At 71.9% G+C, this 21420-nt stretch carries 18 protein-coding genes; 4 read left to right on the top strand and 14 right to left on the bottom strand.

All coding sequences use genetic code 11. From position 1 onward, the window contains the following. Positions 1 to 63 precede the first annotated feature (63 nt). Positions 64 to 1329, top strand: coding sequence for an endo-1,4-beta-xylanase (locus AB0J93_RS06420; RefSeq protein ID WP_363918760.1), 1266 nt, complete (start codon positions 64 to 66; stop codon positions 1327 to 1329). Positions 1330 to 1601: 272 nt separating this feature from the next. After that, positions 1602 to 1934, top strand: a complete 333-nt coding sequence (locus tag AB0J93_RS06425; RefSeq protein WP_363918762.1) for a peptidoglycan-binding protein — start codon at positions 1602 to 1604, stop codon at positions 1932 to 1934. A gap of 114 nt (positions 1935 to 2048) precedes the next feature. Here the strand turns inward: AB0J93_RS06425 and mltG are convergent, their stop codons facing one another. The 8 genes from mltG to AB0J93_RS06465 all read right to left on the bottom strand — a co-directional run bounded on the left by mltG (position 2049) and on the right by AB0J93_RS06465 (position 12458). Then, a complete protein-coding gene (mltG, locus tag AB0J93_RS06430; RefSeq protein WP_363918764.1) occupies positions 2049 to 3245 on the bottom strand; it encodes an endolytic transglycosylase MltG in 1197 nt (398 codons plus the stop codon). After that, a complete protein-coding gene (gene ruvX, locus AB0J93_RS06435) occupies positions 3242 to 3703 on the bottom strand; it encodes a Holliday junction resolvase RuvX (protein ID WP_363918766.1) in 462 nt (153 codons plus the stop codon). The genes mltG and ruvX overlap by 4 nt, the downstream gene beginning before the upstream one ends. A gap of 73 nt (positions 3704 to 3776) precedes the next feature. Next, positions 3777 to 6455, bottom strand: a complete 2679-nt coding sequence (gene alaS, locus AB0J93_RS06440; protein WP_363918768.1) for an alanine--tRNA ligase — start codon at positions 6453 to 6455, stop codon at positions 3777 to 3779. Continuing rightward, a complete protein-coding gene (locus tag AB0J93_RS06445; protein WP_093404399.1) occupies positions 6452 to 6757 on the bottom strand; it encodes a hypothetical protein in 306 nt (101 codons plus the stop codon). The genes alaS and AB0J93_RS06445 overlap by 4 nt, the downstream gene beginning before the upstream one ends. A 26-nt stretch (positions 6758 to 6783) precedes the next feature. Next, positions 6784 to 7245 (bottom strand): DUF948 domain-containing protein, encoded by a 462-nt coding sequence (locus AB0J93_RS06450; protein WP_099846515.1) that lies wholly within the window; start codon positions 7243 to 7245, stop codon positions 6784 to 6786. A gap of 138 nt (positions 7246 to 7383) precedes the next feature. After that, on the bottom strand, positions 7384 to 8097 hold the full coding sequence (locus AB0J93_RS06455) for a hypothetical protein (RefSeq protein WP_363919440.1): 714 nt from the start codon (positions 8095 to 8097) through the stop codon (positions 7384 to 7386). Positions 8098 to 10646: 2549 nt separating this feature from the next. Then, on the bottom strand, positions 10647 to 12173 hold the full coding sequence (locus AB0J93_RS06460) for a replication-associated recombination protein A (RefSeq protein ID WP_363918770.1): 1527 nt from the start codon (positions 12171 to 12173) through the stop codon (positions 10647 to 10649). 75 nt (positions 12174 to 12248) lie between these two features. Beyond that, complete coding sequence (locus AB0J93_RS06465; protein ID WP_093404409.1) at positions 12249 to 12458, bottom strand: hypothetical protein; 210 nt, start codon at positions 12456 to 12458, stop codon at positions 12249 to 12251. Positions 12459 to 12640: 182 nt separating this feature from the next. Between AB0J93_RS06465 and AB0J93_RS06470 the strand changes: the two genes are divergently transcribed. Next, entirely contained in the window at positions 12641 to 13375 is a 735-nt protein-coding gene (locus AB0J93_RS06470; RefSeq protein ID WP_363918772.1) for a GNAT family N-acetyltransferase, read from the top strand. Here the strand turns inward: AB0J93_RS06470 and AB0J93_RS06475 are convergent. From AB0J93_RS06475 to AB0J93_RS06500, 6 genes are all read right to left on the bottom strand, one after another. After that, complete coding sequence (locus AB0J93_RS06475; protein WP_363918774.1) at positions 13333 to 14706, bottom strand: MFS transporter; 1374 nt, start codon at positions 14704 to 14706, stop codon at positions 13333 to 13335. The genes AB0J93_RS06470 and AB0J93_RS06475 overlap by 43 nt on opposite strands. After that, positions 14703 to 15299 (bottom strand): helix-turn-helix domain-containing protein, encoded by a 597-nt coding sequence (locus AB0J93_RS06480; RefSeq protein ID WP_363918776.1) that lies wholly within the window; start codon positions 15297 to 15299, stop codon positions 14703 to 14705. Before AB0J93_RS06480 ends, AB0J93_RS06475 begins: the two co-directional genes overlap by 4 nt. A gap of 192 nt (positions 15300 to 15491) precedes the next feature. Further along, positions 15492 to 16316, bottom strand: coding sequence for a sugar nucleotide-binding protein (locus AB0J93_RS06485; RefSeq protein ID WP_363919442.1), 825 nt, complete (start codon positions 16314 to 16316; stop codon positions 15492 to 15494). Between the two features lie 128 nt (positions 16317 to 16444). Then, the gene (gene aspS, locus AB0J93_RS06490; protein ID WP_363918778.1) at positions 16445 to 18268 is read right to left on the bottom strand and encodes an aspartate--tRNA ligase; all 1824 of its coding nucleotides are present in this window, start codon (positions 18266 to 18268) and stop codon (positions 16445 to 16447) included. A gap of 201 nt (positions 18269 to 18469) precedes the next feature. Beyond that, on the bottom strand, positions 18470 to 19171 hold the full coding sequence (locus tag AB0J93_RS06495) for a hypothetical protein (RefSeq protein ID WP_363918780.1): 702 nt from the start codon (positions 19169 to 19171) through the stop codon (positions 18470 to 18472). A 103-nt stretch (positions 19172 to 19274) separates the two neighbouring features. Continuing rightward, the gene (locus AB0J93_RS06500; protein WP_363918782.1) at positions 19275 to 20324 is read right to left on the bottom strand and encodes a S1 family peptidase; all 1050 of its coding nucleotides are present in this window, start codon (positions 20322 to 20324) and stop codon (positions 19275 to 19277) included. Positions 20325 to 20569: 245 nt separating this feature from the next. Here AB0J93_RS06500 and AB0J93_RS06505 point away from each other — a divergent pair, with 245 nt between their 5' ends. Then, positions 20570 to 21400: an SGNH/GDSL hydrolase family protein gene (locus tag AB0J93_RS06505; RefSeq protein ID WP_363918784.1), complete on the top strand. Its 831-nt coding sequence runs from the start codon at positions 20570 to 20572 to the stop codon at positions 21398 to 21400. Positions 21401 to 21420: the final 20 nt, after the last annotated feature.

The raw sequence follows: 21420 nt of genomic DNA on the forward strand, positions 1-21420 counted from the left end.
CCCTGACTCAGCCAACATCGCTCCTCACCAGCAGCAGGTACACCTGTCGCCTAACATCCAACAATGTCTGACAGCAGTCTGCGGCACCGCAAGGGCGAGATCACCCTCAGCGTCCGGGGCGCCGACCGGCAACCGCTCACCGACCAGGCGGTGACGGTCGCCCAACATCGGCACACCTTCGCCTTCGGCAACATCGGCTTCGACTTCGTCAACCTGGTCGGCGGCCGCGGCCCGCAGGAGGGTGCGGACGTCGAGAGCTTCGGCGGGACCGCCCACCTGGACCTGGACCGGCTGGGTGAGCTGTGGCTGAACCTGTTCAACACCGCGACCCTGCCGTTCTACTGGGGTCGCTACGAGCCACGGCGCGGCGCGCCCGACACCGAACGTCTCACCGCCACCGCACGGTGGCTGGCCGAGCGGGGCGTGACCGTCAAGGGTCACCCACTGGTCTGGCACACCGTGCAGCCGTCGTGGCTGCTCGATCTGAACCTTGACGAGGTCGAACAGCTGCTGCGGGCCCGCGTACGCGGCCTGGCCGGTGGGTTCGCCGGTCTCATCGACACCTGGGACGCGATAAACGAGGCGGTCATCATGCCCGTCTTCGACAACGGCGACAACGCGATCACCCCGCTGGCTCGGGCGCGCGGGCGCATCCACCTGGTGCGGTTGGCGTTCGAGGAGGCCCGGGCGGCCAACCCGGCGGCCACCCTGGTGCTCAACGACTTCGACCTCAGCTCGGCGTACGAATGTCTCATCGAAGGGGTTCTCGAAGCCGGCGTCCGCATCGACGCGATCGGCTTGCAGACCCACATGCACCAGGGTTACCGGGGCGAGGAGTACATGCAGCAGATGCTCGACCGGTTCGCCCGGTACGGGCTGCCGCTGCACCTGACCGAGACCACCCTGGTCTCCGGGCACCTCATGCCGCCCGAGATCGAGGACCTCAACGACTACCAGATTCCGCACTGGCCCAGCACGCCCGAGGGCGAGGCGCGGCAGGCCGAGGAGATCGTCCGGCACTACCGGTCACTGCTCGCCCACCCCGCGGTCCAATCGGTCAACTACTGGGGGCTCACCGACCGGGGCGCCTGGCTCGGCGCGCCCGCCGGGCTGGTCCGCGCCGACGGCAGCCGCAAGCCGGCGTACGACGCGCTGGAAGCGCTCGTCAAGGGCGAGTGGTGGCTGCCGCCGACGGTGCTGCGTACCGGAGCGGACGGCACCGTCACCGTCGAGGGCTTCCTCGGCGACTACGCCGTCTCCGTCGGCGACCGCACCGCGCGCTTCACCATCGACGCCACCGACACCACGGGGACGGTCGATTTGTCCTGACCGCTCACGGCCCCCACATCGGTTCAGGCCGCAACGGCAATCATGTTGACGCCCATCGATGGCAGTGCCAGGCTGGACACCGTCAGTTACGGGGACCAAACCGGGGGTGCCACATGGCAAGGAGCCTCACTCGCGCATTCATCTCTCTACTCATGGTGTTCGGCATCGGTCTGACGGCCGCTGCTCCGGCACGCGCACACAGCGCTACTGGAAACTGGTCCGGCAATGACGTGCTGTGCTCAAGCAGTTCGTGTCTGCGCAGCGGCAACCTCGTGCGGTTCTGGCAGGCCATCGTCTGGGCCGACGACCTGACCGGCAGCGTCGGTAGCAGCTTCATCGACGGCGATTTCGGACCGAACACCAACACCCACACCAGGAACTGGCAGCGCAACAAGTCCATCGGAGTCGACGGCATCGTCGGACGGCAGACCTGGACCAAGGCCCACGGAGCTGTCAACCGCAGCACCAGTCACGACACGAGCACCCACACCGGCTACTTCTACTACGGATGGAACCGGGCGTTCGGTTTGCGCCAACACAAGACCAACGCCACGTGGCAGTTCCTCAATCCGCGTACGAACACCTGGACGGGGACGGGCCACTGAGTTCGCGGCGACCCCGCCCGACGGTGCGGCCCCTTCCGGGAGATCTTGCCGGGAAGGGGCCGCCGTACCCGCCTACCGGACGAGACCCCGCGCCGGCGGATCGCCCCGAGGCTCTCAGATGATCCCGGCCTCCCGGGCCTTGGCCTCGTTCTTCAGGTGGTCCTCGTAGGTCTCCGCGAAGGCGGAGTTGCCCTCCTTGTCGACGGCCACGAAGAAGAGCCAGTCCCCGTTCGGCGGATCCATCGCCCCCTCAAGGGCATCCTTGCCGGGGTTGTTGATCGGCGTGGGGATCATGCCCCGCAGCTTGCGGTTGTACGGGTTGTCCGGGTTGTTCAGATCGCTCTGGGTCATCTGGCCGGACGTCTTCGTCTTCTGGCCGGTCAGCTCCAGGTAGTAGTTGACCGTGACGTCCATCTCCAGGCAGCCGCAGTCGAAGGTCTGTGAGTAGACCCGGTTGTAGGCGACCCGGGCGACCTTCCCGAGATCCTTCTTGGTGCCGGCCTCGGCCTGGGCGAGCGACGCCACGATCAGCGCCTCGTACGGGCTGATCCCGCCGCGCTCCTTCTGCACCCGGTCGGCGAACTCCATCTCACCGGTGACGGTGAGGAAATGGTCGACCATCTGCCCGAGGATGGTCTCGGCGGTGGAGTCCGGCGGGATCTCGTAGGTGTCGGGGAAGAGGAAGCCCTCGATCGACTTCTTGGGCTTCTTGCCGTCCTCCCGCTTGAACCACCAGTCCGGTACACCGAGCTTCTCCGGGTCCTTCGCGGCGGCCTCGAACTCCTTGACCGGGATCTCGGTGTGGTCGCTGAGCAGCTTGAAGATGCTCTTCGCGGTGCGCCCCTCGGGGATGGTGAGCCCGTTGACCACCCGGTTCTTCGGGTCGAGCATGGCGGTCAGGGCCAGCTCGCCGCTCATCTGCTTGCGCAGCTTGTACGTGCCGGGCTGGATGTTGCGGCTGCGGGAGTTCTCGTCGGCCGCCTCGATGAACGCCTTGGTGCTCTTGATCACACCGGCGTCGTAGAGCGCCACGGCCATGTCCGCGAGGAACGCGCCCTGCGGGATCTGGACGGTGACTTCCTCGGTGCCGCCACCGTCATAGTCCGGGGTGACGAAGCGGCTCTGGATCCGGTCGAAGCCGTAGAAGGCACCCCCGCCGATGGTGCCGAGCAGCACCACGGCCAGCAGCAGGGCCAGGACGGTCTTGCCCCGCCCGCCACCGGATTTGCCGCCCTTGCGGCGGCCCCGGCGGTGCTTGCCCTTCTCCCCCCGCTCCTGCTCGTCGAACCCGAGGTCCAGATCGTCCATCATTGCGTCCGCCTCCGCTGCGCATCCAGCCAGCTCTGCAGAATTTCCACCGCGGCGGCCTGGTCGACCACCGCCCGTTGTCGCTTTCCTCGGACACCGCGCTCGGCAAGCCTACGGCTCGCCACGACCGTGGACATCCTCTCGTCGGTGAGCGTCACCGGGACAGGATTTATCACACCGGCCAGTTGACGAGCGTACGCCTTCACGTGCTCCGCCGCCGGGCCATGTTTGCCGGCGAGGTTGACCGGAAGGCCCACCACCACCTCGACGGCCTCGTGCTCGGCGACCAGCGCGGCGAGTTCGGCGACATCCGACGGCACCGCATCTGACCTGGGATTCTGCTCCCGTGCCAGGGTAACCAGCGGGGTGGCCAGGACTCCGTGCGGATCGGACCGGGAGACCCCGATCCGGACCTGCCCGACGTCCACTCCCAGGCGTACCCCGCGGGGCGAGTCGCTCACGCCGCGTCACCTCCCCCGACAAACGCGTCAGGGCGGACCGACCCGGTCCGCCCTGAATATCTGCGCTGACGACTCACGCGTCGGCGAGCGCCCGCTCGACCGTGAGCAACAGTCGAGGCACCTCCGACTCGGGCAGCCCGCCGCCCTGCGCCAGCTCGGGGCTGCCGCCGCCCCGGCCGGAGAACGCCGCCTTGACCAACTCGTTCGCCGCGATGCCCCGACTGCGGGCGGCCGGGTTCACCGCCACCACCAGCGACGCCTTGCCGTTGGCCCGAGCCGCCACCGCGACCACTCCCGGCCGGGACGCGTCGATCCGGCCCCGGATCTCCTGGGCGAGGGTGCGGACGTCGTTGCCGGCCGCCCCCTCGGGCGCCTCGGTGCCCACGTAGGCGACCCCGTGCACGTCCTTGGCCTGGGCGGCGAGCGCCGCCGCGCCACCGAGCACCAGCTGCGCGCGCAGCTTCTCCAGCTCCTTCTCCGCGTCGCGCAGCTGGGTGACCGTCTGCTCGACCCGGTCGGCGACCTGCTCGGAGGGGACGCGGTACAGCTCGGCGAGGCGGGACACCAGCAGGTGCTCGCGGGCCAGGAAGTTGAACGCGTCCATCCCGACGAGCGCCTCGACCCGACGTACGCCGGAACCGATTGACGATTCGGAGAGGATCTTGACCAGACCGAGCTGGCCGGAGCGGGCCACATGGGTACCGCCGCACAGCTCGCGGGCGTAGTCACCGACCTCGACCACCCGGACGTGCTCGCCGTACTTCTCGCCGAAGAGCGCCATGGCACCGATGCGCCGCGCCTCCTCCAGCGAGGTGACGAACGCGTGCACCTCCAGGTCGGCCAGGAGCACCTCGTTGACCTGCTGCTCCACGTCGCGCAGCACGCTCGGCGCCACCCCGGTGGCGGTGTTGAAGTCGAAGCGCAGTCGGCCCGGGGCGTTCAGTGAACCGGCCTGGGTGGCGGACTCGCCGAGGAAGTTGCGCATGGTCTGGTGCACCAGGTGGGTGGCGGTGTGCGACCGGGAGATCGCCCGCCGCCGGCTGGTGTCGATCTCCGCGTAGCCGGTCTCCCCGGCACGCACCTCGCCCCGCAGCACCCGGGCCCGGTGCACGATCAGCCCCGGCACCGGCTGCTGCACGTCGAGGACCTCGACCTGGCCGCCGCCCACCGTGATCATGCCGAGGTCGGGCTGTTGACCACCGCCCTCGGCGTAGAACGGGGTGGTGTCGAGCACCAGCTCGATGGTGTCGCCCTCGACGGCCGCCGCGCGCGGACCCTCGGTGCCGAGCACCGCCCGGACCGTCGACTCGCGGGCCACCTCCGTGTAGCCGGTGAAGGTCACCGGCCCACCGGCGTCGAGCACCGACCGGTACGCCGACAGGTCGGTGTGTCCGGTCTTGCGCGCCTGCGCGTCGGCCTTGGCGCGGGCCCGCTGGTCGGCCATCAGCCGACGGAAGCCCTCCTGGTCGACGGTGAGCCCCTGCTCGGCGGCGATCTCCAGGGTCAGGTCGATCGGGAAGCCGTAGGTGTCGTGCAGCTGGAACGCCTTGTCTCCGGAGAGCGCCGGCCGGCCCGCCGACCTCGTCTCGGTGATCGCGGTGTCCAGGATCGTCGTCCCGGCCCGCAACGTGGCCAGGAACGCGTCCTCCTCGGCGTACGCGTACGCCGAGATCCGGTCGAAGTCCGCCGCCAGCTCCGGGTACGACGGGGCCATGCAGTCCCGCGCCACCGGCAGCAGCTCCGGCAGGGCCCGCTCCTGCCAGCCGAGCAGCCGCACCGACCGGATCGCCCGGCGCATGATCCGCCGCAGCACGTAGCCCCGGCCCTCGTTGGAGGGGGTCACCCCGTCACCGATGAGCATCAGCGCGGTACGCACGTGGTCGGCGATCACCCGCAGCCGCACGTCGTCCGGGTGTGACTGGTTGGCGGCGTGACCCGAGTGCGCGCCGTACCGCTTGCCGGTCAGCTCGGCCGCCCGGTCCAGGATCGGGCGGACCTCGTCGATCTCGTAGAGGTTGTCGACACCCTGAAGAAGCGACGCCATCCGCTCCAGGCCCATGCCGGTGTCGATGTTCTTCGCCGGCAGGTCACCCAGGATCGGGAAGTTCTCCTTGTCGGTGCCCGGACCCCGCTCGAACTGCATGAACACGAGGTTCCAGAACTCCAGGTACCGGTCCTCGTCGACCTCCGGACCGCCCTCGGCGCCGTAGGCCGGACCCCGGTCGTAGTACAGCTCGGAACACGGGCCGCACGGACCGGGAATGCCCATGGACCAGAAGTTGTCCTTCTTGCCCCGACGCACGATGCGCTCGTCGGGCACCCCGGTACGGCGCCAGATGTCGTACGCCTCGTCGTCGTCGAGGTACACCGTCGCCCAGATCCGCTCCGGATCCAGCCCGAACCCACCGGCCTCGACCGACTTCGTGGCCAGGTCCCAGGCGAGCGGGATCGCCCCGTCCTTGAAGTAGTCGCCGAAGGAGAAGTTCCCGTTCATCTGGAAGAACGTCCCGTGCCGGCTGGTCTTGCCGACCTCGTCGATGTCCGGCGTACGGATGCACTTCTGCACACTCACCGCGCGCCGGTACGGCGGCGTCTGCTGGCCCAGGAAGTAGGGGACGAACTGCACCATGCCGGCGTTGACGAACAGCAGGTTCGGGTCGCTGATGGCGGGCAGCGGAGCGGACGGCACCACGGTATGACCGTTCGCCTCGAAGTGGGCGAGATACCGCCGCTTGATCTCCGCCGTCTTCATCGCTGGTGTTCCTCCGGAAAGATCTCTCGGTCGCCGACACGCGGGTCCTCCCGCAGCTCGGCGAACTGGTCGTCGAACGCCTCGCCCTGGGCGAACGCCTCGTGGATCTCGTGCTCCCGCTCGGCCATCCCGGCGCGTACGTCCGCCACGAAGCTACGCAGTTCCTCGACCAGTCCGCCAGCGGATTGCGAGAGGTTGTCGGCGATGCCGGCCGGGGTGTACGCGTGCGCGGCGCGGGTCGCCTTGCGCACCACCACCACACCGACGGCCAGCCCGATACCCAGCCAGAAAAGGCGCCTCATGCTCGTACCTCCCGGTGCCGTCGGGGTCAGCGGTTCCCGCGCCGGGCGGCGCGTCGCTGAGCCTTGATGGTGTCCCGCACCTCACGTTCGGTCTCGGCGTGCCGGCGGGTGGCGGCGGCCTTGCGCACGCCGTACCCGAAGGCGGCCACCTTGACCAGCGGGTTTGCCGCGGCTGCGGAGACCACGGTGACCAGGTTGGCGACGTTGGCGCTGATGTTCTGCGCGTGGCTGGTCATGGTGTCGACCTTGGCCAGTTGGAGGTTCACCCCGTCGAGCGAGGTCTGGACCTGCTCCAACGTCACGTTGACGTTGCGTACCGTGGTGTTGACGTCACCGAGCAGGGGCCCCGTCCGGTCGTTGAGGTCGTTGATCATACGGGTGGTGGCGTCCACGGTGTGCCGCAACCGCAGGATGGGCAGCGTCAGGATCAGCACCAGCATCGCGAACGCGATCGCCGCGATCAGCGCCGCGACCTCCAAAAAGCCCACGCCAGTCCTCCTCAAACTGTGCCGTCGGGGCGCAGCGCCCCGAGCCGCACGACCGTCTCGCCCACGTCAACGTCGAGTGCCCGGCCGACAACCGGTCACCACCAGCACCTGACCCTACCGTCCGTGATGACGATCGGCTCAGGACGGTGGTGACGGCGTCAGGTCACTCAACGGGTCGTCGGTCACTGTCGGGAAGGGATCCTCACCGGTCAGCGAGGGATCGGTGCTCGGCTGTGGCCGCGTCCGCTCGTCGTCGATCGCGTTACGCACCTTCACCGACACCAACGACCCGGGGCACTCCTGCGCGGCGGTGGACGGGTCGGGAGCCGGCACCACCGCGGGTTCACCGTCCACCGGTGGCGGCACGCAGGTCCGATCCCGTACCCAGAGGTCGAGCGTGAGTTCGTCCCGTCGCCAGCAGGTGTAGCTGCCCTTCTCCTCCTGCTCCGGGCAGTAGTTGGGCGTCCACCGCTGCCAACCGTCACGGGTAAGCGCAGCCTCGTACGCCTGAGCCGTCTCGTCCGTTGACCGATCGGAGGTGGCAGTGCGTTCCCGCAACCGGCAGTCGAGCAGGCACCACTGGCTGCCGCTGACGTCATCGACCGGTTCGACCGAGGCCCAGGACGGCACCTCCAGTTCGTCCAGCGAGGCGAAGACCGGATCCCGGTTCATGGTCTGCACCCCGAAGAACGCGGGGAGAACACCGAGCAGGATGACACTGGCCAGCACCAGGACGGCGGCGCGCAGCCGCGGCGAGCCTGGCGCCGACCGGCGCGGCTCACCGTCGCCCGCCTGGCCGCCCTCGGGCCGGTCGACGTCGGCGACCTCCGGCACCTCGGCACGTCGGACCATCGGCTCCGCGCCGGGATGCCCGGCCGGATCGACCGGTGCCACGGCAGCCGCGGCGCGGGCCACCGCCGGAGCCTCACCACCCCGCCCGGGGGGCACCGGTGGCACCCCGGAGGGTTCGGGGCGCGCCGGGTGCCGGTGCGGTGGCGTGGCCCGGCCGGCGAGTCGGTCCTCCGGTCGCACCGGGGCACCGGCTCGAGCCGCGACCGGCGAACCGGTCGGACCCGCGCCGACACCTCGGACGGGGTCAGCGGGGCGACCGCCGACGGCGCCGGCGTCGGGCCGGTGCGGGCTGGCGTCGGGCCGGACCGGGCCGGCGTCGGGCCGGACCGCGCCACGGGCGGGGCCCGGCGGCGGGACGCTCGGGCGACCGGCCGTCGCGTCGGGCCGGGCCGCACCACGCGGCGGTCCCACGGGCGGACCGTCGGGTCGGGCCGCACCACGCGGCGGAACTCCCGGCCCGCCACCGGGCCGCGCCGCACCACGCGGCGTGCCTACCGGCGGTCCGTCCGGTCGGGCCGCACCACGCGGCGGAACTCCAGGTGGCCCGTCGGGTCGCGCCGCACCACGCGGGGGAAGCTCAGGCGGGCCGTCCGGACGCGCCGCACCACGGGGCGGGCCGTCGGTCCGGGCGACCGGGCCGGTGGCACCGATCCGGGGCAGGGTGCCGGCCCGACCGGTTGGCTCAGGTCCATCGGGGGCAGGGCCGGCCGGCGGAATGGGGCGGCCAGGCCCGGCCGGTGGCCCGTCGGCGCGGCGGGCGGGCCCGGCCCCCGGACGTTCCGCTCTCGACTCGACCCCGCGTCCATCGGCCGGCGCGGCGCCCGCGTTCGGCCGACCGGGCGGGCCGCCGACGTCCGTGCCACGGCGATCGCCGACCGTCGGCGTACCGCCGGAGGGCGTGCCGATCACGCGGCCGGACGGTGCGCTGGGTCGCTTGCTGATCGTGGGCAACGCCGGGTCGGTGTGGTGCGGTCGCCCGGCCTGCCGGAGCCAGTCGGACGGCCGTTCCGGCCGGCCAGGTCGGCCCTCGACCGGCCGCCCACCGCCGGGTGGCGTCTCGGTGCCGGCACCCGCTACCGCGTGCCGTCCGGACGGCTCCTCGGCCGCGGCGCGCCGGCCCCGGGTCGGATTGTCGTCCGCCGTGCGCTGGCCCCGGGTGGGACTGTCGTCCGCGTCGGCCGGGCGGCGTCCCCGCAGTGACTCGGCCGGCCCGTCGGCAGGGCGGTGACCGAACGGCGGCTGCGGCTCGGGTGGCGTCCGACGACCCGACGCGGCGTCGGCGGCTCCCTCCGGCCCGACCGGGCCGGGTGCGGTCCGACGTTCCCGGTCGGCGCCGGTCGGTGCGCCCGACTCGCCACGGCGAACGGGTGTGGTGTGCGCGGGCCCAGCAGCCGGTTGGCCGGACGGCACACCGGGGATCGGTGGCGCGTTGCCGGACAGCGGCACCACCGGCCGCTCCTCCGCCGGCTCGGCGGCCCGTCGACGGCCCGCACGCCGACCGCCGGCCGGAGCGCCGCCCGGCCGACCGGCGGTGGGCGTCATGCCCGGCGCCGCCGAGCCGGGGGTGGTGTCCGGTCCAGGCCGCTCGGGACCCCGCAGGCCGGCCGGGTCGGCGACCTGGTCGGGTGGGAGACGTCGGCCGCCGCGCGGTGGCGTCGGGTCCGGCGCACCGGGTGCCGGTGGTCCTACCGGAGCGTCGGCCACCCGGGGACGGCCCGGCCCGGCGAAACGCCCGGCCCGTCCGTCGTGGACGCGGCTGGGATCGGCACGGCCCGGCGGAAGCGGGCCGGTGACCGCCTCCGGCGGGGCGTGGGTGGGCTCGGTCGAGGGCAGGCGGCGAGGGCCGGCCGGTGCGGCGTTCGGCCGGACGCCGGGCAGGCGCCGCTGCCCGGGCGGGCCCGACACCTGTGCTGCGGGCACACCCGACGCCGGTCCGGGCGGTCGACCCGGAGAGGTCGGTACGCCGGAGACCGGGCCGGCCTCTGGAACCGGTCTGGGACCGTCGCCCGGAACCGCCTCACCGGGATGTGGCCGCCGGGCGGGTGGCCCGGCGGCTCCGGGCTGCCGTGGCCAACCGGCGGGCGGGGTGTTCGGTGCGTCGGGCTCGTGACGGGCGGCGGGCGGCGGTGGGGTGGCGAACGGCGGGGCGGCCGGGAGCCGTCCGGGGGGCGGGCCGGCGGGCGGCCGGGCAGGGTTGCCCGGCCAGGGGCCGTCGACCGGACGCGCTCGTGGAGGTTCGGCCGGGCCGCGGCCGGGTGGTGGTGGTACCGGCCCGTCCGGCCCCGGGTGGTTGACCGGCGCGGGGCCGGACCGCACGGGCGGCTGCTGGCCAGGGCGCTCCGGCCCGCTGCGCCCAGCGTGCGGCTCGACGGCGGTCCCGTCGGGGCCCAGCTCGGCGCGCTGCTGCTTGGCCGAACGCAGGTCGTCGATCCAGCCGAAATCCTCGCCGCCCCCCGCTTCCTCCGGGGTGGCCTCGGATCTGCCCCGACCCCAGCGGCGACTCTTGCCGCGCCGCGCGTCCGGGCTCTCCTCCGGTCGGTCCGACGATTTCACTGTTGACCCCTCCCGTCGGCGCTCGCGCCGACCTCTTCGGCCACCTGGGCTGCCGTGGCCGTACGACCGTCGCCATCGTCCCCCCCGGACGACGTCGGCCGGGCCGGCCGACCGCCCGGTGCCGGCTCGTCCGTGCGGGCAGGGGTGAACAGCCCGCGGACGATCCGGCGCAGCAACGGCAGCCGGCCGGCCACCGATCGCTCCGCGCCGTGCTGGCTCGGCCGGTAGTAGTCGGTGCCGACCAGGTCGTCGGGCACGTACTGCTGGGTGACCACGCCCCGCTGGTCGTCGTGCGGGTAGCGGTAGCCGATGCCGTGCCCGAGACCCCGGGCACCGGAGTAGTGGGCGTCCCGCAGGCCCCGGGGCACCGGCCCGCCCCGGCCGGAGCGCACGTCGGCGATCGCCGCCCCGATGGCGGTGGTCGCCGAGTTCGACTTGGGCGCGGTCGCCAGGTGGATCACGGCCTGGGCGAGATTGAGCTGCGCCTCGGGCAGGCCGACGTACTCCACCGCGTGGGCCGCGGCGGTCGCCACACCGAGCGCCGCCGGGTCGGCCATGCCGACGTCCTCGCTGGCGAAGATGACCAACCGCCGCGCGATGAACCTGGCATCCTCCCCGGCGACCAGCATCCGGGCCAGCCAGTGCAGCGCCGCGTCCACGTCGGAACCGCGCATGCTCTTGATGAAGGCGCTTGTCACGTCGTAGTGGGCGTCCCCCGCCCGGTCGTAGCGGACGGCCGCGGTGTCCACCGCGCGTTCGGCGGTGGCCAGGTCGATCTGGTCGTTGCCCAGCGCGGTCGTCGAGGCGGCCGCCGCCTCCAGCGCCGTGAGCGCCTTGCGGACGTCCCCGCCGGCCAACCGGACCAGGTGCTCCTCCGCCTCGGCTGCGAGGGTGAGCGCCCCGGCCAGCCCGCGCTCGTCGACAAGCGCGCGGTGCAGCAGCCCGCGTACCGCTACGTCGTCGAGGGGCCGGAGGGTGAGCAACACGCACCGCGAGAGCAGCGGGGAGATGACCGAGAAGTACGGGTTCTCGGTGGTGGCCGCCAGCAACGTGACCGTCCGGTCCTCCACCGCGGCGAGCAGCGAGTCCTGCTGGGTCTTGCTGAACCGGTGCACCTCGTCGATGAAGAGCACCGTCGGCGGGCCACCCGAGCGCCGCTGCCGTCGGGCCGTGTCGATCACGGCCCGGACGTCCTTCACCCCGGCGGTCAGCGCGGACATGGCGACGAACCGCCGGTCCGTGGCGGCGGCGACCAGGTGGGCGATCGTGGTCTTGCCGCTGCCCGGCGGCCCCCAGAGGATGACCGACATCGGCGCGTTGCCGGCGACCAGTTGCCGCAGCGGCGCACCGGGGGTGAGCAGGTGTTCCTGGCCGACCAACTCGTCCAGACTGGCCGGGCGCATCCGGACCGGCAGCGGCGCGTCCGGCCCGGCCGGGGTGAAGCCACCGACACCGCCGGAACCCGTCTGCGCACCGGGCGCTGTGGCGGGTTCACCGAGGGTGAAGAGGGCGTCGGACTCCATCACGAGAACAGTACCGGGCTCGGCCGACAACGCCGGAATCGCGCCGCCGGCCGAGCCAGGGGTGATCGTTTCCGGTCAGCCGCGGCCCGGGCGGCGACCCCGGTACCAACGACCACCCCCGCCACCCGGCCCTCGGCCGACGCCGGCCAGGTAAAGCGAGAGCAGCAGCAGACCGATCAGCACCAGGGTGTTCCAGTTGAACAGGTCCGGTGCGCCGAGTTTGGTGTCCAGCAGGTCGAGCAACAGAGCGAAGCCGAAGACGACGGCTGCGGCGATGGCGAGCATGACGTTCCTCCGGTGGGGGTTCCAGTAGGTCGGCGCGGGATGTACCCGATCGGTCGGCTCGCCAATCTCCACGGTGGATCGCGGTTACCATCACCGCCGCACCGGGCTCGCGTGCCCGCACGGCCCGCCCGGAGCGGACCGGGCCCGGGTTGCGGCCCGGCACGACCACCTACGCTGGCGGCATGATCGTCGCCGACGAGATCCTCGACGGGCGGGATGCCGTCCTGGCCGCGACCGGTCGCCATCCATTCGTCCGGCACTCGCTGCCGTGTCACGAACCGGCGCGTGGATGGCGACGTGCCGGGACCGTGTGCTGGCTGCTCGCGGTCGAGCAGGGGCCGATCGGTGGCGTGATCGGCGCTTCGGAGACGGCAATCGACCTGGTCAACTCGCTGGCCGCAGCGGGGGCAGTCGGTGCTGGGCGGTGGATCCATCTGCCCCGCGCGGACCCCGCGCCGATCGGGCCGGCTGTGGCCGGGTACGAGGACTGGGATTTCCTCTGGACGACAGGCGCGCCGCCGGCTCAGCCCGGCGAGGAGCGGGTGGTACGACTGACCGAGGCAGACCACCCGGCGCTGACGGCGCTTATCGACGAGGCGTTTCCGACAAGTACCGCCCGCCCGGGCAGTCCGCAGGTGCGCGGCTGGTACGGCATCCGCGACGGTGACCGGCTGGTCGCCTGCGGTGCCGACCGGACCCGGGGCGAGGTCGGTTTCCTCGCCGGGCTGGCGGTGGCGCCGCAGCATCGGGGGCGCGGTCTCGGTGCTGCGATCACCACCGGGATGACGCGGGCCCTGCTGGCCCGGTACGGCATGGTGGCGCTGGGCGTCTACCCGAGCAACGTGCCGGCGATCCGGCTCTATCGGCGACTCGGCTACGCCGACACGTTCCCGCTCACCTCGGTCCGCTTCGCCTGATCGTCGGTCGGGCCGTCGGCGGTCCTTCCTGCCCGGTCGGCGGCCGGTTCGTCCGCGATCCTTCCGGCCTGGTCAGCGGCCGGCCTCGGCTGGCCGGCGACCCGGCCCGCCCGCCAGGCGGGCAGGTACAGCGGGGCGGCGACCGCCAGCGCGACCGCACCGACAAGCATCGCCGTGCTCACCCCGGCCCGGTCGCCTATGAAGCCGAGCAGCACGCCGCCGAGCGCACCGGCCGGCAGGGCCACCATCGAATTCACCGAGATCACACTGGTTCGGTATGGGCCATCGACCTGCCGGTGCAGCAGTCCCATGTGCAGTGGGTTCGATGCGCCGTGCACGGCATGGCAGGCGAAGAAGGCGATCAGCACGCCGACCGGTCCGGCGAGCAGGGCCATCGCGACCACGGTGACGCCCTGCACGATCCGCAGCAGCGCGGCGCCGGGTGCGGCACCGAGCCGGCGGACGAGCAGCGGAGTGAAAGCGGCGCCGGCCGCGGAGGCCAGCCAGGCGATGGTGCTCGCCGGGCCGAGCAGGGCGGCTGCCCGGTCGGCGTCGCCGATCACCTCGGCCAGCCGGATCGGCAGCAGGCTCTCGAAGGTGACCATCCCGAAGCCCCAGAACAGCTCGACCGCGACCAGGGCGAGCAGCACCCGGGAACGGCGCAGCAGGCCGAACGCCTCGCCGACCATGCGTGGCGCGGCCCGGACCGAGGCCCGCACCGCACCGGGCCCGCTCGCCGGTCGCCGTTCCACCAGCAGGGTCAGCAACGCCAGCAGCGAAACCCCTTGCAGACCGAGGGCGGCCAGCACCGGCGTGGTCAGGGCACTGACCGGGCCCAGCGGACCGAGCGCGACCAGTCCGCCGCTGAGCAGGGCACCGGCCGCGATGCTCAGGCCGAGCACGGTGCCACCGTGACCGAGCCCCTTCTCGTACGCGGCATCCGGGTCGACGGCCAGGGTGCTGTCCACGTACCAGGACTCCAGCGGGCCACTGTCCAGGGCACGGAACACGCCCTGCAACGCCCAGACGATGGCCAGCAGGGCGAACGAGTCCGCCACCACCAGCAGACCCAGTGAGACGAGGCTGACCGAACCGGCCGCCACCAGCACCGGCTTGCGGCCCAGCGCGTCGGCGAACCCACCGGTCGGCAACTCCAGGGCGAGCACCACCACCCCCTGGGCGGCAGCGGCCAGACCGATCTGGGTCAGGGTCAGGCCGCGCTCCTGCATCAGCAGGATCACCACCGGGATCAGCAGGCCGGTCGGTAGCCAGCGCAGACCGTGCAGGATCAGGAAACGACGCCGGATCTGGCGTACGGACAGTTCGCTCACGGCTTCCTCCCGAGCAGCAGCGGGAAGGTGGCGAGGAAGATCTGCACCTGCTCGGCACCGGGCTCATCCGGATCAGCCTCGGCCCGGTAGCGCTCCAGGGTGCGCCACAGCTCCTTCTGAAGTTCGGTCAACCGGGCCGCCGGAACCGTCAGGAAGGCGTCGCTCATGCCGAAGGCGTCCCGCCACTCGGGTGACCACTCGTCGCGGACGGCGAACCATCGTTGGGTGTGCTCGACGAAGAGGCGGACCTGCTCGGCCTGGATCCACTCCATCGCGGCCCGGGCGTCGGGGTCGTCGTCGAAGTCGGTGTTCTCCCAGTTGGTCACGTCATGGGCGGCCCGCCACCAACGCTGTCGCCCGGTGCCCCGGCCGGGTTCCTCGACGACCAGCCCGACCTCGGCCAACTGGCGCAGGTGATAGCTGGTCGCGCCGGTGTTGCTGTCGAGCAGTCCGGCGAGGGTGGTGGCTGTGGCCGGCCCCTTGACCCGCAGCGCGCCGAGCAGCCGGGCCCGCAGCGGATGCGCCAGCACCCGCACCTGCCGGTGATCGACCCGGACCTGTCGCGGCGACGGGCGACGCTCTCCATCGGTCATGGATGCACAATACCTGTGCACAACTATTGTGCACAATAGTTGTGCACTCTGCCGTCAGCGTGCCGGTGGGGGTGGGTCGGCGTGCGGGGCGGGTTGACTTTGCCCTTCTGAGCTGAACCTTCTCCTTCGAGCGGCCGAGAAGCGGTTACCTCCCCGCCCGGCTGTGCCATGGACGGCCGGACGACGGTGTGCTCATCGACCGGCGGTGGCGGCGAGCAGCTCCGAGACGCCGCGCAGCCGGGTGCGGAGCAGGCCGACGGCTCGGGAGCAGTCGAGGCGTACCTCGGTGGGGCGCACCACACCGGCACCGGCTCCGGTGGTGGTCTTCAGGCCGGCCGGGTCGATGCCTTCCCGGCGGGCCACCAGCAGGCCCAGCCCCGCCCGGCTGACCGCGTCCGGGCCCGCCACGTTGAGCGGGCCGGCGACATCGGCGCCCACCAGTTCCAAAACGGCGGCGGCGAGATCACCGACGTCGATCGGGCAGCGCAGCTCATCGGTGAACAGGGTCGCCCGACCAGCCAGCGCATCCCGGCAGAGCTGAACCTGTTTGCTCCCCTCACCCAGGATCAGCGAGGTGCGCACCAGCACGGCATTCGGGTCGATCGCCCGCACCGCCGTCTCCGCAGCCGCCTTGGCCGCCCCGTACGGGAAAATCGGAGTGGGCGGGTCGTCGTCGGCGTACGCCTCGGGTCGCCCGGCGTGCAATGCGTCGCTGGAGATGTGCACCAGCCGGGCACCCGCCCGCGCGGCGGCGTACGCCACGTGCGCCGCCCCGTCGGCGGTGACCGCCCAGTCGCCGTACCGGTAGGGGGTGCTGACCACGGCGTCGGGGCGCACCTGCGCGACCAGGGCGCGCACCGTGGCCCGATCGGTCACGTCCAGTCGACGCACCTCGACGCCCGGCATCCCGATCTCACCCGAGTGGTACGTCCCGACAACCGACCACCCCGCGCCAACCCCCTGCCGACAAACCTCCCGCCCCAAAAACCCACTCCCACCCACCACCAGCACCCGCACCGTCGCCTCCCGCACTCGCCACCCACACCGTTGATCATGAACTTGTTGTCACGCCACGTCGGTTCACGGGACAACAAGTTCATGATCGACGAGGACTCGGGCCCGGCCCGTGGGGAGCGGTGGGTGGGTCAGGTGGGGTCGGCTACGGGGGCGGCGGGGCCGGCGGTGCCCGCGTGGGATGGGGGCTGCGGGGGCTTGGGCTTGGCGTCGATGCCGGCCTCGGTGCGCTGCTGGGCGGTGATGGGGGTGGGGGCGCCGGTGAGGGGGTCGAAGCCGCCCCGGGTCTTGGGGAAGGCGATCACCTCGCGGATGGAGTCGGCGCCGGCGAGCAGCATGCAGACCCGGTCCCAGCCGAACGCGATGCCGCCGTGCGGCGGCGGGCCGTAGCTGAACGCCTCCAGCAGGAAGCCGAACTTGTCCTGCGCCTCCTCGGGAGTGATGCCGAGCAGGTCGAACACCCGCTGCTGCACGTCGCGCCGGTGGATACGGATCGAGCCGCCACCGATCTCGTTGCCGTTGCAGACGATGTCGTACGCGTACGCCAGGGCCCGGTCCGGCGCCTCCTCGAACCGGTCGACCCAGTCGGAGTTCGGCGAGGTGAACGGGTGGTGCACGGCCGTCCATCCCCCCGCCGCGCCATTCTCGGCCGACGTCCGTTCGAACATCGGCGCGTCGACCACCCAGCAGAACGCCCAGGCGCTCTCGTCGACCAGGCCGGCCCGCTTGGCGATCTCGATGCGGGCCGCACCGAGCAGTTCCTGCGCCTCCCGGGTGTCCGGGCTGGCGGCGAAGAAGATCGCGTCGCCCGGCTTGGCACCGACCGCGTCGGCCAGCCCGGCCAGGTGCTCGGCCGACAGGTTCTTCGCCACCGGCCCGCGTGCCTCGCCGGTCTCGGCGTCGAGCACCACGTAGGCCAGTCCCTTGGCGCCACGCGCCTTGGCCCAGTCCTGCCAGCCGTCCAGTTCCTTACGGCTCTGGCCGGCACCGCCGGGCATGACCACCGCACCGACGTAGCCGCCCGCGTCGATCGCGGTGGCGAAGACCCGGAACTGGGTGCCGCGCAGGTAGTCGGTCAACTCGGTCAGCTCGACGCCGTACCGCAGGTCGGGCTTGTCCGAGCCGTACCGCGCCATGGCGTCGTGCCAGGTGATGCGCGGGATGGGTCGGGGAATCTCGTGGTCGGCCAACTCCGACCAGAGCGCGGCGACGATCGCCTCACCGAGGTCGATCACGTCGTCCTCGGTGACGAAGGACATTTCGATGTCGAGCTGGGTGAACTCCGGCTGCCGGTCGGCCCGGAAGTCCTCGTCGCGGTAGCAGCGGGCGATCTGGTAGTAACGCTCCATCCCGCCGACCATCAGCAACTGCTTGAACAGCTGCGGCGACTGCGGCAGCGCGTACCAGCTGCCCGGCTGGAGGCGCACCGGCACCAGGAAGTCGCGGGCGCCCTCCGGCGTGGACCGGGTCAGCGTCGGCGTCTCGATCTCCAGGAAGTCGCGCTCGTGCAACACCATACGGGCCAGCTGGTTGGCGCGTGACCGCAGCCGCATGGCCCGCGCCGGGCCGCCGCGCCGCAGGTCGAGGTAGCGGTACTTGAGCCGGACGTCGTCCCCGGCCACCACCTGGTCGTCAACCGGCAGCGGCAGCGGCGCGGCCTCGGAGAGCACCTCCAGCTCGGCCGCCGTCACCTCGATCTCGCCGGTGGGCAGCTCCGGGTTCTCGTTGCCCTCAGGCCGCCGGGTGACCTCACCGACGACCTTGACGCAGTACTCGTTGCGCAGCGCGTGCGCGTCCTCCTCGCGGAGGACCACCTGCACCACGCCCGAGCCGTCCCGCAGGTCGACGAAGATGACACCGCCGTGGTCGCGCCGGCGGGCCACCCACCCGGCGAGCGTCACCGTGGTGCCGGCGTCCGTCGCACGCAGGCTGCCGGCGTCATGGGTACGGATCACGACGTACGTCTCCCTCGTCTGCTCAATGTCTGTGCTCCCGCATTCTGCCCGCCTCCGTTCCCCGGGTGTGCGGAAGGGCCCCCTGTTAACGCCTGCGGTGGCCGAAGGGCCCCTTCTTGACACTCTGGGGCGAAGGCGGCGGCAGCGCCGGAGCGGGATTGGCGGGCGACCTCGCCTGGTCCTCGTACGCAGACAGATTCGTCAGCGCGTCCGGCTCACGGACGCGACCCTCGGGTCCGCGGCGTAGCGGCGGGCGACCTCGTCGGCGTCGCCAGCGGTGGCACCGGGATCGAAGATCACCTCCAGACACGGTGTCTGCGGCCCGTCGAATCCGAAGCCGGCGATGAGGTGATCGGGATCGAAGCGGTGGCTCTCGCGCATCAGCTCGTCGACGGTCACTTCCGGCCGCACGCACACCATCACCTCGGGCTGGGTACCACCCCAGGCCAGGGCCGGAGCCGATGCGCCGATGGTGAGCAGGAGCGCCGCCCCCACGCCGATCACGGTCGCCCGACCGAGCGCGGTCCGACGCGCCGGCAAGGCCCCGAGTGCCGGCCGACTCGCCGGCAAGGCCCCGAGCGCGGTCCGACTCGCCGGCAGGGCCACCGCGCCGAGGGCGGCCAGGGCGTACGCCCACAGCGCCCGCTTGTCCGCCGTGTCGTACAGAGCCAGCGCGACGATGCCGGCGCCGATGGACTGGGTGACCAGGGCGACCGGGCGGAACTCGGGCGCATCGACGACTTTCGCTGGTATCGCGGCAAGCGCACCGAGCGCCAGGAGGAGCCCGACGAACCAGAACGCATTCCATTCACGACGCGCGTCCACGGCGAGCAGTACCCAGGCGATCACCTGCCCGCACACGAAAATCGGTGCGCGGAGCTGAGCCAGGAATCGTACGACCATCGGTCCACCGTAGTTGATGGAACGTGATCCGAGACAGCGGTGCGGGCCGCCGGAGGAGGAATCCGGCGGCCCGCAGGCGGAGGAGGTTCTCCTGACGGGGAGGTCAGAAGATGCTGACGCCGTAGCGGCTCAACGCCTCGGTGACCGGCTGGAAGAAGGTGGTCCCGCCGGTGGAGCAGTTGCCGCTGCCGCCGGAGGTCAGGCCGAGCGCGGTGCTGCCGCTGAACAGCGCGCCGCCGCTGTCACCGGGCTGGGCGCAGATGTTGGTGCGGATCAGGCCGGAGACCGAGCCCTCGGCGTAGTTGACCGTGGCGTTGAGCGCGGTCACCGAGCCACTGCGCAGGCCGGTGGTGCTGCCGGAGCGCTGCGCCGACTGGCCGACGTACGCGTTACCGGCGCCGGTGATGTCGCGGTAGCTGCCGTTGTAGAGGTAGACGTTGCCGGCCGCGTTGCCCGAGTTGTTGTGCCGGACGATGCCGTAGTCGTTGCCCGGGAAGCTGGTGCCCGCGCGGGTGCCCAGCAGCGAGGTCTGGCCCGAGTTGCTGTACCAGCTCGACGAGATGTTGGTGCAGTGCCCGGCGGTCAGGAAGTAGTACGTGCTGCCGCTGCGCACGTTGAAGCCGAGCGAGCACCGTCCACCGCCGCCGGCGTAGATCGCCTGGCCGCCGGAGATGAGGGTGCTCAGCGGAGCGGCCTCGGCCTCGATGCGCACCGCGCCGTTGGTGCGCGCGGCAGCGGCCTTGACCTGCTCCAGCTTGGCGCCGGTCACGGTGCTGTCGACGGAGATGACGACCTGGTTCGTGACCGGGTCGGTCCACCAGGCGGTGCCGGGGATCTTGGCGGAGCGCTCCAGCACGGCGGTGGCGCGGTTCAGCTCCGCGGCGCCGCGCTTGACGACCTTGGGGGTGCCGCCGGCGGCGGCCACCTGGCGGGCGGCGACGACGTCGGTGACGGCCACGACCATCTTGCCGCTGGCGTCGGCGTACGCACCGGCGGCGCGGTCACCGAGCCGATCGGCGAGCGCGGTTGCGGCGTCGGGCGTGACGCTCCCGGGTGCCGCCTGGGCGGGGGTGCCGGCCAACACGCCGGCGACCAGGGTTCCGGCCGCGGCGACGGTGACGACGCGGCGGAGCATTGACCTCGTGGGTCGCATGTAACAGCCTCCCGATATGGGGGATGGGCCCTGTCACGTCGACAGGGACGGGGGCAGCTCGACCACCTGGGGAAATGGCCGAGCGAGGGAAAGTATTCACATATTTAAGATCGTAAGCAAGACCCCTGTTTGCCCGAATTCACCCATCGGCCACAGGTAACCGCTCCGCAACATTGTGGACACAGAAAGTCATCTATACGCTCCGGTAACCGCCGCTGTCCGGCACCCGTGAACCGGAGGCCACCATGCCCCTCATCCGACGTACGCTGGCCACCCTCGCCGGCGTCACCGCCCTCGCCCTGCTCGCCCCCAGCCCCGCGACGGCCGACCCAGGCCCACCGCCCACCTCCATGGCCAGCCTCGGCGACTCCATCACGCGCGGCTTCAACGCCTGCGGGTGGTACGTCGACTGCACCAGCCGCTCGTTCAGCACCGGCGACAACTCCACCGTCAACAGTCACTACCTGCGCATCCGACGGATCGACCCGGCCATCAACGGACGCAACCACAACGCCGCCCGCACCGGCGCGAAATCAGCCGACCTGTACGGCCAGGCCGGCACCGCGGTCAGCCAGGGCGTGGGCTACGTGACGATCCTGATCGGCGCGAACGACGCCTGCACCAGCTCGGAGTCGACGATGACCTCGCCGGCCACCTTCCGGGCCAACATCGACTCCGCGCTGAACCGGCTGAAGACGGGCCTGCCGAACGCCCGGGTCTTCGTGATCAGCATCCCGGACGTGCACCGGCTCTGGACGGTCGGCAAAGGCAGCGGCAGCGCCCGCACCGCCTGGTCGCTCTTCGGCATCTGCCAGTCCATCCTGGCCAACCCGACCTCCACCGCACAGGCCGACGTCGACCGGCGCACCCGGGTCCGCCAGCGGGTGATCGACTTCAACGGCCAACTCGCGGCGGCCTGCGCCGCGTACGGCTCGAACTGCCGATACGACAACAACGCCGTCTTCGGCTACCCCTTCACCCTCGCCCAGCTCTCCACCTGGGACTACTTCCACCCCAACACCACCGGCCAGCAGACCCTCGCCACCATCTCCTACCCCGCCGGCTTCGCCTGGTAGCCCTCCCCCTCCCCCTCCCC

This window comes from Micromonospora sp. NPDC049374 (assembly GCF_040677165.1).
Taxonomy (GTDB): Bacteria; Actinomycetota; Actinomycetes; order Mycobacteriales; family Micromonosporaceae; genus Micromonospora.